This is a genomic window from Paenibacillus sp. cl6col, assembly GCF_900102125.1.
GTDB classification, from domain to species: Bacteria; Bacillota; Bacilli; order Paenibacillales; family Paenibacillaceae; genus Paenibacillus_B; species Paenibacillus_B suaedae.
Genome location: NZ_FNAZ01000006.1, coordinates 424,376 through 436,283, shown reverse-complemented (window position 1 = coordinate 436,283; position 11,908 = coordinate 424,376). Strand labels below are relative to the sequence as shown.

Below are 11,908 nucleotides of genomic sequence, written 5' to 3'. Positions count from 1 at the left end.
AAAGTCTGATGAACACATGGAGCAGATAGCGTTCCAGGAAACAGAATATTTCAAGGCGAAATCTAAGGAACGCTACAAAATTGAAGCCAAAAACAGCGAACTCAAACATGGACACGGGTATGATGTAGCCACATCCTCGGGTCTGCTTGGCATGCAATTACAAGGCGCGATGGCGATATTTGCTGTAAATCTCAAGCGAATATTGAAGCTAGTGGACTGAGGTTACTAGAAAACACAGCTAAGCTAGACCCACAAAAAGAAGACATTCGTCCCGAAAAGCGGTACGAATGTCTTCTTTTCTTTTATCTAAATAGCATCTGAAGAAAATGGCTAGTTCTTCAGTGGCCTCAGTTCGCTCCTCGTCTTTTTCTTGTCTATGTCGTAAACAATCTTATTTATCATCATCGTCTTCGTTGTCATCATCGTCGTCATCATCATCATCGTCGCTGTAGGCCTCATCATCGTCCTCGTCATCATCGTCGTCGCTATAGGACTCATCGTCGTCCTCGTCATCATCATCGTCGCTATAGGACTCATCGTCGTCCTCGTCATCATCATCATCATCGTCGCTGTAGGCCTCATCATCGTCCTCGTCATCATCATCGTCACTATAGGACTCATCGTCGTCCTCGTCATCATCACCCAATTTAATGCCAGTCTTCTCACCATTAACTAGCTCGACTTCGACATCCTCAACTTGATCCCAATCGATTTTTTCAAGAAAGGACGCAAGGTCAATGCCTTCATCTGTCTTAAATTCGACCTTCTCGCCGTCGGCATATTCGACTTCAACGCTGTCGATATCCTCCAATTTTTTTATTTTGTTTATATATTCATTCTTACTCAATCGAATCAATCCTCTCTTGATTGAATTGGTAACGTTATGAGCGTTCCTTCTATTCTATGTTCATATCCTGCAAGGGTATGGACAAATAAAAGTGTTAGAGTGTGGAATTTTCATATGTTCGTAGTACAGATGGCAACCGTATATTTTCATCTATAAAGCTCCAGATGCCCTTACTTGGGAGAGTTGAGAATCATATAGTGATGTATGGCTGTTAACAGATAAAGGAGCGAGCAAAATGAAGGGGTTAATCCTCAGTGCTGGCAAGGGTTCACGGGTTCAACCATTTTCATTCACAACCCCTAAACCTTTGCTTCCCGTTGCCAATATTCCGCTTCTCTATTACTGCATCGAAAAACTTATAGAAGTGGGGATACATGAGGTTGGAATCGTGATTCAACCTGGACATCATTTGTTATTCGAGGAACAGTTGGGAAGAGGGGAACGTTGGGGAGTAGAGATTACGTATATTTTCCAATTTACGCCTCTTGGTATTGCAGATGCAGTTAGACAGGCGGAAAGCTACATTGGCTGCAGTGATTTCGTACTAATGCTCGGAGATAATCTAATCACGGAGTCACTAGCAGGACTCGTGGAAGTTGTAGCGCACAAAAAACACGACGCATGCATGCTTCTAGGACAGGTTGCTCAGCCGCAAGATTATGGAATCGTAGAAGTTAGGGATGATCAAGTAGTAGGGCTAGAAGAGAAGCCGAAGCATCCCAAATCAAATTTAGCTTCTCTCGGGGCATATGTGTTCACTGCGCAGCTATTTCAAGCTGTACGTTCGATAACTCCCTCTCCGAGAGGAGAATATGAGATTACACACGCCATTCAATGGTTGATAGACCATCAATGCTCGATTGGCTATGCGATTACGGATAAGAACCATACTGATATTGGAACGATAGGACGATGGCTGGAGGCGAACCAATGGGTACTGGAAGACATAGGAGAGAAAGACCTCCATGAATTGCGGTTGCGATATCCCGGATGTCGCCTGATCCCACCAGTTGTAATCGATTCTACCAGTGAATTGAAGGACTGTATCATAGGCCCCTATGTAACTATCGGTCCAAGAGCTAAGATCAATCACTGCAGCATCGAGAACAGCATTGTGCTTCAGGATGTCAGCATCACGAATGTACAACTTAACAATGTGATTGCGAATCAACACGCTATCGCATCACCGTCCGGGGGGTGAACAGCATGGATATTTTAGTAGTAGGTCTAGGGTATGTCGGAACAACGACAGCTCTTGCTTTTGCTGAAAATGGTTGGAAAATAGCCGGATTTGATACGGATCATTCAAAGCTCTGTTCCTTAGAGAAGGGAGATCTTCCTTTCTACGAGCCTGGTCTAGGAGATCTGTTGCAGAAGTATGTGGAACAGGGAAACATCCAATTTGTAAGCGATGCTAAGGAAGCGATTGAGAAGCATCACATTCTTTTTATTTGTGTGGGTACACCGTCACGAGAAGACGGGAGTGCTGATCTAACATATATACAGCAGGTGTCCGAATGGATTGGCGAACATATGCAGGAACACAAAGTCATTGTAGTCAAAAGTACAGTGCCAGTGGGCACTCAGAAACGTATCAAGGAATGGGTTGCTAACAAGCAAACCAAACCAATCTCATTCGACGTCGTATCCAATCCCGAATTCCTCCGAGAAGGCAGTGCACTTCATGACGCGCTCCATCCTGATCGAATTATTCTAGGCAGCGATTCGCAAGCTGCGGCTGATGTCGTAAGCAGCCTGTACCGAAGGTATACGTGTCCAATCATTCGAACAGAGCCATCTACTGCAGAGCTCATCAAATACGCCTCTAATGCTTTTCTCGCGACCAAAATTTCCTATGTAAACGAACTGGCCAGACTGTGTGATCAATGTGATGTATCGATAACAGATGTAGCACAAGGAATGGGGTTAGATCCTCGAATCGGTTCTTCCTTTTTACGAGCAGGCATCGGCTACGGTGGTTCGTGCTTCCCTAAAGACGTCAATGCATTACTGAGCACAGCGGAACAGTATGGCATTCATCTAGGCTTGTTAGAGAAAGTAGTTCACATTAATCGAACGCAGTATGCTTATTTTCTTACGAAGCTGACCGCGAAGCTCGGCACCCTTGATGGAAAAAAGGTCGCAATCCTCGGACTGGCCTTTAAACCAGGAACGGATGATTTACGAGAAGCGCCTTCGCTAGCGATCATTACCCAATTATGGAACAGTGGTGCCACTATAAGCGTTCATGATCCCGTCGCTGCACTTCCTCCCAACTATCCAACAGCTCGGTTGACACAGTATTCCCATATTTTAGATGCATTGCACAATGCGGATGCAGCTATCATTTGCACCGAGTGGGCGGTATACGAATCTATGAATTGGAGTGAGGCCCTCCCTATCATGCGAACTCCTATTCTGTTAGATGGCCGAAATATGCTCAGAGCAAATGAGATGCAAGCAATTGGATACGATTATGAAGGAGTGGGGGGGCACAAGTAGAGAGAAGAGTATGAAATGTTCCGTTAGAAATAGATAAGGAGGAGAGTAATCGAATATGTATATATTGGTGACGGGAGCTGCTGGGTTCATCGGCTCCCATCTCTGTGAACGGCTGCTGCTGGACGAACATGTACACGTAATTGGCGTTGATGGCTATATTGACTCGTCAACACCGCGCCCTCATAGGGAACTCAATCTAAGTTCATTGCGAACTCATGATAGATTTACCTTTCATGAAACAAATTTATTGCAATCTAATAATGAACTGCTGCTGAAGGATGTCGACGTCGTGTGCCACCTCGCAGGCATGCCGGGCGTGAGATCGAGCTGGGGGCCGGATTTTCTTCACTATGCCTCTCACAATATCGTGGCAACACAGCGGCTGTTGGAAGCATGCAAGTCGAGCCCGGTACGCAAATTTATTTATGCCTCTACGTCATCCGTGTATGGAGAAAAGACGGGGAGAGTGGATGAAGGGGCGATCACGGATCCATTGTCGCCGTATGGCGTCAGCAAATTGACTGGGGAGAACCTGTGCCGCGTATATTTGCATAATGATGGGATTCCCGTAACGATACTTCGCTTTTTTACTGTATATGGGCCAAGACAGCGTCCTGATATGGCCTTTCACCGCTTTATTCATCAAATGATTCACGGTGAACCGATCACCTTATTTGGTGATGGAGGCCAAACACGCGACTTTACTTATGTATCCGATTGTGTTGAGGGAATTGCAGCCGCTGTGCATACGGACGGTATTCTGGGACAAATATTGAATATTGGCGGCAAGCAGCGAGCGTCAATTATGGATTGCATTCATATGTTGCAGCAGCTGATTCCACATCAAGCAGGCATTCAATATATGGGAAGAACTTATGGGGAGCCAAGCCACACATGGGCAGATATCAGTAAGGCGCAGAAGCTGCTCGCTTACGATCCACAAATCGATCTGCTACAGGGGCTAGAGCGGGAGGTTGCATCGATTCGACAATTGTACGGACTATAACGGAGGAGGTGGCGCCGAGTTGCCGGCGCCACAGTTATGACAGCAGTAAATCAACCCCATACCTCTAATATTTCTTGAGCGACACGCTGCCACACGAACCGTGTCTCTGCAATTCTTCTTCCTCGTAACCCCATTTGTCTGCATTCATCCATATTTGCAAGAAGATGATTCAGCTTATTCGCATATTCTAGTGGATTCTCTGGGTCTTCAACTAGAAGACCATTTCCCTGAAGAATCACTTCAGGATTACCGCCGCGAGAGGTCGTAAGGAATGGAAGGCCAGCTGCCATCGCTTCATAATGTACTCTCGCGAGTGGTTCATTCCATATTGAGGTGCATACGAATATATCTGCCGCACAGAACCAGCGATGGACTTCGTTCGCCTGCACATAGCCGGTTGTAATCACAGGAACAGGAGAGCGAGCCGCAATTGCTCTTACGTATCCAATATAGTCACTGACTTTATTATCGCTGTACCATGCGCCGCCAACTACGACTAATACAGCATCTGAATGTTTCAGATGTGACATCGCACGCACAAGCACATGCGGGCCTTTATTACGAGACAATCGCCCAACAAATAAAATGACTTTCTTCGAATTCAGCTGATACTCTGTACGAAGGCTATTGCGTGCCTGGCGAGCATAATCGGATTCAACCCAAGGAGCGAATAGGGAGAGGTCTGCTGCGGAATAAATTGTACGTATTTTCGCTGCGGCGTGAGGGTGATATCTGCATATTTCCTGTCCTATATAATTGCTTATGGTAATAATGGCATCCGTTTGTTCGACAACGGCTCTTCCTTCTTCCGGATGGATCTTGCCAGGATGGAACATGTCATTGTGCATACTTAAGACGATTCGGGCATGAGGTGCTGTACTCCGCACGGGGAGAACAAGCCGTGGACGATTAAAGATATGGATCAGATCGTATTGTTTGCCATTCTGAGCGAGAAATCGAATAACTCCTTCGGCATATACCTCGAATAGTCCCTCCGAAGGAATGCGAACATACCGAATCCCATCGACAACTTCAACATCAGGCAGTTCCGGATCCGATCTGCCGACTATCGTAAGGTGATGACTCCGGCTCAACAGCGAGCTTACTCCTCCGATATAGGTCTGAATGGCGCCGCCCCTAATATTCGGGACAGGAAGCTTCTCCGTACAGATCATTAAGATGTTCATGCCGTATGCTTCCTCCTGTCTTATCCCGTTTTACCGGAACGTGATTTTTTTCTAGATTTGCGTATCGCTGCTGAACGAGAGATCCGCTTCTTCCGACCGGCGAAAGAGCGGGACAACTTTGTTCTCTTGATTCGGCGCAGGATCGAAGATTTTTGGCGGCGCTTGCGGCGAATAGCAAGACGTCTTCGCGTAAGCACTCTTCTAGAGCGGTGGCGGCGTATTCTTCTACGCTTGCAGCGGGCAGTTCTACGGCGGCGGACGGCATAGATCGTATCAGGTGTAAGAGTGAGAGTAGGGAAGAGCGGAAGCGCTTCATTAGCGGAAGCGGCAACGGCTGTCTCCTCGGCGTTTAGCTGTTGTGCTGGGTCATCTTGAGGGACAGCTGCGTCAATTGCTACAGCTGGTAATAGACTTGATGCTTCATTCTCGAATTGACCAACGGTATTAGGTAGTAGAGTAGATATTGCATCAGATGCAAGTTCTCCGTCTGGCTGAAGGGCAGGATCAGATGGTTGTTCGGGCAGCGAAGGAAGCTTGTCGAATACAAGTTCTCCGTTAGCATATTCGATACCAGGCATGGAAAACTGCCACATTGATGATTCGGGAACTTGCGAATAATCACCGGGTTCATAATTTCCGATGTCGCCAGCAAGCTCGTTTAGTGCCTGCCATTTGGTGCTCTCTGTAGCAAGTACACGTTGCAGGATACCTTCCAATTCCATGCTCATGAAGGTGGTTGGGTCAAATACGATCTCTTTGACATGCTTATAGAATTCGTTCGGGAACGCCATATCCAAGCAGAGCAGCTCGAACGTTTCTCGATCCATTGGGTTCGCTTCGTGATAAGCGCCTATCATTCCGCGAATCCAGGTTGTATCCCAATAGCCCATATCATCCATCGTACTTGTAATCAGTTTGCGTAAATCACGAAAAGGAAGGTCGTATGCGACCCCGTCCAAGTCAATAACCCATATTCCACCTGGGCCCATTTGGCCATTAGACCATCCATAGTCTTGATGCACTAATCCCCAATAGGGTTCTCCCATTGCCACCATTTTGAAGTATTTCGATACATTCAGCAATCGATCTAATGTCTCTTTGGCCTGAGTTTCGAAACTATCTACGACTTCGAGTAGTTTCTGACTGACAGGAAATTCGGTATAAACGGCGGCAATGTCACGGAACCAGCCGATTTTGGCGATGATCTTCTCATAATATGCTGGCCATGTGTATAGTCTTGAGGACTTGCCGGCACTTGAAGGAGGAATGTATCCTTTCGAGAACTTATGGAATTCACCGAGACCGTAGCAGAGCAGAGCCGCTCCCTCTAAGTCAACCTTCGACACAGGCTGCATGGGCTCAACCCAGTCCGTTACAATCCACAGCTTTCCGCCAGTCTCAACATAGATATCGTTCTCAACCGTCTGAATGAGGGCTGGTACGCGAGCACCTTGCTCAACCAGATATTGTTGTGCACCGATGCTGAACAGACTTCGAGCAGGTGTGCGATGAAGGACTTTAAGGCTGCGTGGCCCATGATTCGTTTCAATTCGCCAGATCGCACCGCCCTTGTCAGGTTTAGAGGTAATCAGCACCATGCTGGACACTTGCATATCATATTTCGTCATGACATGACGAGCTGCTTCTTCAACCTCAGGAGGCACATATTGTTCCAGAATTGTGCCGGGTGGTACGGTATCAATAAGATGTTCCCACGGTTCTATATGAAATTGAACCAACGGCATTCCCTCCACATCGATTTTAGTCACGCTTAGGAAATAGTAATTGACGATACACATCCAGCATTTTACTTGTGATTTGTGCGACATGGAATCTTTGCATGACGAATGTTCGTCCGGACTGAACCATCGCGTTCTTTTCTTCGAAGTCCATATTCCAGATTCGTTCAATATGTGCCGTCAATAGTCCCTTCGGAACGGAGTTGGCAGCATGGTGATCCCCGAACCAAGAGTTCCACGCTTGTTCATAACAGCTTGCATCTACGACCCCAAGATAACCTTTACTCCCCGAACAAATAAGAGGACGTTGACAGGCCATTGCTTCTAATGCGATGCGCCCCGTACCGATCACACAATCGCTTATGGCGTAACAAGCCCTCATATTCAGCATTTCTCCTGGATAGATGATGAAGGAATCCCCAGTTCGATGACGTTCCTGTTTGACGAGCTTCTCGACTTGTTCTTGATGGATGCCGCCGCCTACAATCAGAAGGATGATTGAGCTTCCTGATTTTTTGCGTAGTGCAGATGTCGCTTGGATGACGTCTTTGCATATATCTGCCTTCTCCCATGTTAGACGGCCTACATACATGACGACGAAGGCTTTATTCGGAATGCCCAGTTTGCTTCGCAAATACTGCTGATAGGCTTCGGGGTAACTGCTGAATTCCACTGCATCGAGTCCATTCGGGATAAGATGGGACGTAATGCCATCCATGTTCAATGAGTGCTCGATCGCTGGGCTGACACTTACAAAAGTGGTATTTGGCTTCAACTTCTGCATGTGCGACGCATCATAATAACAGCCATGAACGGTAAAGACAAAGGGGATGTTCATCTCTTCAGATGCGCGCTTAGCAAGCTCTCCAGAAGGGTATTGATGCGCATGTATAATTTGGATGCGTTCCGTGCAAATAATCATCTTTAATACATCGAGATGCAGCTTTGCATTTTGGACATCAGGCTCATAATTATCAAGCACGAAATCAACCTCATAGTACGGACAGCCGAGACCAATGAAGGAATCCATTATCTTGCCTCGCTTGCCTGCTACCGCTACGACTGCCCCGCTCCGAATAAGCTCTCGCGTCAATGAGAGTGTGTAAGTCTCGGTTCCTCCAATATTGAATTGATCGATGATCATTAATATACGCGGCGGCCACTGTACAGGAGGGGGGCGATATAAGGGGGCAGCAGGTTCTGAAAGGGTAACCGAAGTAGAGTGTCGTGTGGTATTGAAAATCTTTTTGCGTCTAGGATTTTCGCGCTTTCTTTGATTCTTTGTTACATTCGGTGTCCGTTTTTTTCTCTGCATTGGTTCACGCCCTTTATAAGGGGATTAGCGTATAGTATATTCATATGTCATAGGAACAAAAGTGAAAGGTACAATCGTATATTTTGGAATTTGTCCTGCTTATTCCACCATTGTAATGCCAAAACTGAAGTAGTTTCGAATATAGTGAATAGCAGAGTCTACTTGCTTCGGTTAAGCAAGAAGAAGGAGATGTGAGTATGGAGCCATCACTCGATATGATCACAGACGAATCGCTGCGAACAGCAGCAGCTATCGATTTCGTTTGTCAACATTTCTCCATAGGGGAATTGGTAGGCATAGGAGATAGGTTAAAAGGCTCATATAATATTAATCTGAAAATAACGACAACAAATGGGGAATTCGTTGTACGTTTTATTAGCTCATCCGTAAGTGAAGCTCACCTTCAATATGTCTCGAATCTGCTTGCGAAGCTAGAGAATGAAGGGATTCCTGTACCTCGTCCTGTTCAGGATGAGAAGGGTATGAGCTTTGTAGAGCTTGATGGGAAGCGGGTTCAAGTTACGCCATTTGTACAAGGCAGATCGTTCTTGTGCCGGGAGCAGCAAGTGCATTCGAGTGCAAGTATGCTTCGGAGATTCCATCATATTCTGGGAGATGAGCCGCCGGGACCACTTCCTGAGTGGTCATTCTACCATAAGAGCAGCGATTTAAGGGAACGGTTGAGCCAGCTTCGAGAATTGCCGACAATTCCTAGCAAGGAGCATGCAGAAGTATCGCGTGTCATGAACCGAGTACTTCATAAATACGACAAAGATGCATCGTTGCTGCCTCGGACAATCATCCACGGTGATTGGCATTTCTGGAATCAGAAGTACATTCGCAATGAAGTGAGCTGTGTGCTGGATTTTGACTTTGTACGGAACGGAACACGCCTCTTCGACATTGCCTATTCAATATGGGTAATCTACTTACTGCTGCCGAATTATGCGAGTACCTTCGACGCCCGTTTTCTGGCTGGATATGGGAAGCTGTCCGATATTGAGATATACTTGCTCCCTGCTGCCGTGTCTCGAATTAGTTTGTTTTTCCTATGCCAATCCATTCATTCCGCAGAACCCGATGTGAAGTGGAAGCATCAATATGGGAAGCAGATGCCGTTTCTGGAATGGATGGAGAAAGAGGGGAAGTCTAGGATTCGAAGCTTGGCTTCAGCAGTTCAAGCATAGGTTGACAAATCCGGTCACAGCGCACAAAATGGGCAGTACTCGTTACATGAAGCGAATACAGCTTAGTTAAGCAGGTGGTTGATCATTGTTCAATGCCTGCTTAGCTCTGTAATTGCAGTGAGGATCTGTTACAATGGGAGGAAATGTTACCATTTCACAGGAGTAGATCGCATGAGAGAAATTACGATACTTATTGCAGAGGACGAGAAGGAAATAGCTGATTTAATCGCTTATCATCTTGAGAAGGAAGGCTATCATTGTATCATTGCGACAGATGGTGAGGAAGCAGTACATGCTGTTCATCGCCATTCCATTGATTTGGCGATACTCGATATTATGATGCCGAAGCTGGATGGCTATGAAGTTACCCGGCAAATCCGAGAACAGAACCATATGCCCATCATATTTGTAAGCGCCAAGACAAGCGACTTGGATAAAATCACGGGTCTGGTTAGAGGAGCGGATGATTATATGACCAAGCCGTTCAACCCCATGGAGTTGGTTGCCCGGGTGAATGCACATCTGCGGCGCAGCATGCAGTTCAATTCTTCTGCTGCATCAGCTCGCAATGTACTGGAGAACGGCGGACTTGTTATGAACCTCGAGCAGCGCTCGGTTCGGCTGTATGATGAACCGATTGAGCTTACACCGAAAGAATTCGATATCTTGCACCTGCTCGCGAGCTCCCCGAAGAAGGTATTCAGCTCGGAGCATATTTTTCAACAGGTGTGGGGCGAAGCTTATTATGAGAATGCGAATACGGTCATGGTGCATATTCGTACACTTCGCAAAAAGTTGAAAGAAGATACCGCGAAAAACAAATTAATCAAAACAGTCTGGGGAGTAGGTTACACGTTCAATGGGTAAAATTATTCGCAGCTTCCGTGCTAAAATGCTGTTCCTTTTTGGTGTCAGTATCCTTCTATCCGGAGGAATCATTTTCTTACTATACAAACTTCTTCAGATGTATTATCACACCATGAAGTACGAACATCCATTAACCTCCGTTCGATATTTCATTAGGGATATAGGGGATATTAATTTCTTTTTACTTATTTTCACACCGCTTGCGATCTTGTTTTTCTTCTTGCTTACGAAGCGGTATGCAGTATACTTTAACATGATTTCCGATGGAATTAACCAGCTTGCCAACGGAGATTTCGCAAGTCCAGTACATATCGAATCCAAAGATGAATTCGGGGTTATTGCGAAAGACATTAACTTGGCCAAGATTAAGCTGCAGCAGGCGGTGGAGAGAGGAGACTTTGCTGAGAACAGCAAGGATCAATTGGTCATGAATTTGGCACATGATTTGCGTACACCACTTACGTCTATCCTTGGGTACCTGGATCTCATTCTTCGAGATAAAAAATTAACTGAAGAACAAATCAACCATTACACGGAAATCGCTTATACTAAATCGCAACGATTGGAGAAACTCATCGATCAGTTATTTGAAGTAACGAGAATGAACTATGGTACAGCGGCCATTGAGAGGCATCGAATGGATGTAAGTGAGCTTCTCATACAGGTTACCGAGGAACTATATCCCGTACTAGAGAAGAATGGTTTACAGGTTCGATTGAATATACCGTCACACATGTTTATTTGCGGAAATGGAAAGATGCTGGCGAGAGTATTCGAGAATCTACTGTCTAACGCGAATCGCTACGGAAGTGATGGGAAGTTTGTAGATATTCAAGCCCAAATCGTGTTGAATGAGGTGATTGTGAAGGTCATTAATTATGGGGATCCGATCAAGCCAGAGCATATCCCTCACTTGTTTGACATGTTCTATACCGCTGATCAAGCCCGATCCCAGCAAGGGGATAGCACAGGCTTAGGCTTATTTATTACGAAGAATATCATTTCACAGCATGATGGAACGATATCCGTTCAGAGTGATGCGGTACGAACGATGTTCGAAGTGCGCTTGCCTTCTCATAACGACGATTCTCTTCAAGCATCACAACGTTAATTTAAGAAAAATTTTATTTTTACCCCACTTTTTCTTTAAACAGTTTGTTCTATTCTAAGTGCAGGATAGGAGAAACGTTGAGAGAAAGTGGGGATTTTCATGTTTATGTGGATGATGCATACCACGTAGAATCTGATATCGACCCCC

At 45.8% G+C, this 11,908-nt stretch carries 11 protein-coding genes; 7 read left to right on the top strand and 4 right to left on the bottom strand.

The window, feature by feature from the left end; genetic code table 11:
* A partial coding sequence (locus BLS15_RS18160) for a transposase (RefSeq protein WP_175460800.1) occupies window positions 1-220 on the top strand: 220 nt, incomplete at its 5' end.
* 171 nt (window positions 221-391) lie between these two features.
* Here BLS15_RS18160 and BLS15_RS29075 read toward each other — a convergent pair.
* Window positions 392-847 carry a hypothetical protein gene (locus BLS15_RS29075; protein WP_051613983.1) on the bottom strand — a complete coding sequence of 152 codons (456 nt, stop codon included), beginning with the start codon at window positions 845-847 and terminating at the stop codon, window positions 392-394.
* 235 nt (window positions 848-1,082) lie between these two features.
* Here BLS15_RS29075 and BLS15_RS18150 point away from each other — a divergent pair, with 235 nt between their 5' ends.
* Genes BLS15_RS18150 through BLS15_RS18140 form a run of 3 tightly spaced genes read left to right on the top strand, consistent with a single transcriptional unit; the run spans window position 1,083 to window position 4,355 of the window.
* Window positions 1,083-2,048, top strand: a complete 966-nt coding sequence (locus BLS15_RS18150) for a sugar phosphate nucleotidyltransferase (RefSeq protein WP_028531426.1) — start codon at window positions 1,083-1,085, stop codon at window positions 2,046-2,048.
* Window positions 2,049-2,053: 5 nt separating this feature from the next.
* On the top strand, window positions 2,054-3,349 hold the full coding sequence (locus BLS15_RS18145) for a UDP-glucose dehydrogenase family protein (RefSeq protein WP_021253519.1): 1,296 nt from the start codon (window positions 2,054-2,056) through the stop codon (window positions 3,347-3,349).
* A gap of 55 nt (window positions 3,350-3,404) precedes the next feature.
* The gene (locus BLS15_RS18140) at window positions 3,405-4,355 is read left to right on the top strand and encodes an NAD-dependent epimerase/dehydratase family protein (RefSeq protein ID WP_021253518.1); all 951 of its coding nucleotides are present in this window, start codon (window positions 3,405-3,407) and stop codon (window positions 4,353-4,355) included.
* Between the two features lie 50 nt (window positions 4,356-4,405).
* Here BLS15_RS18140 and BLS15_RS18135 read toward each other — a convergent pair whose 3' ends face one another.
* Genes BLS15_RS18135 through BLS15_RS18125 form a run of 3 tightly spaced genes read right to left on the bottom strand, consistent with a single transcriptional unit; the run spans window position 4,406 to window position 8,596 of the window.
* Window positions 4,406-5,542: a glycosyltransferase family 4 protein gene (locus BLS15_RS18135; RefSeq protein WP_021253517.1), complete on the bottom strand. Its 1,137-nt coding sequence runs from the start codon at window positions 5,540-5,542 to the stop codon at window positions 4,406-4,408.
* Window positions 5,543-5,562: 20 nt separating this feature from the next.
* Window positions 5,563-7,287, bottom strand: a complete 1,725-nt coding sequence (locus BLS15_RS18130; protein ID WP_090513124.1) for a CotS family spore coat protein — start codon at window positions 7,285-7,287, stop codon at window positions 5,563-5,565.
* Window positions 7,288-7,303: 16 nt separating this feature from the next.
* Window positions 7,304-8,596 carry a glycosyltransferase gene (locus BLS15_RS18125; RefSeq protein WP_028531425.1) on the bottom strand — a complete coding sequence of 431 codons (1,293 nt, stop codon included), beginning with the start codon at window positions 8,594-8,596 and terminating at the stop codon, window positions 7,304-7,306.
* 197 nt (window positions 8,597-8,793) lie between these two features.
* On the opposite strand from BLS15_RS18125, the gene BLS15_RS18120 reads away from it, so the two are divergent.
* The 3 genes from BLS15_RS18120 to BLS15_RS18110 all read left to right on the top strand — a co-directional run bounded on the left by BLS15_RS18120 (window position 8,794) and on the right by BLS15_RS18110 (window position 11,761).
* Window positions 8,794-9,783, top strand: a complete 990-nt coding sequence (locus tag BLS15_RS18120) for a phosphotransferase (RefSeq protein ID WP_090513121.1) — start codon at window positions 8,794-8,796, stop codon at window positions 9,781-9,783.
* Between the two features lie 171 nt (window positions 9,784-9,954).
* Entirely contained in the window at window positions 9,955-10,650 is a 696-nt protein-coding gene (locus tag BLS15_RS18115) for a response regulator transcription factor (protein ID WP_021253513.1), read from the top strand.
* On the top strand, window positions 10,643-11,761 hold the full coding sequence (locus BLS15_RS18110; protein ID WP_021253512.1) for a HAMP domain-containing sensor histidine kinase: 1,119 nt from the start codon (window positions 10,643-10,645) through the stop codon (window positions 11,759-11,761). The genes BLS15_RS18115 and BLS15_RS18110 overlap by 8 nt, the downstream gene beginning before the upstream one ends.
* Window positions 11,762-11,908: the final 147 nt, after the last annotated feature.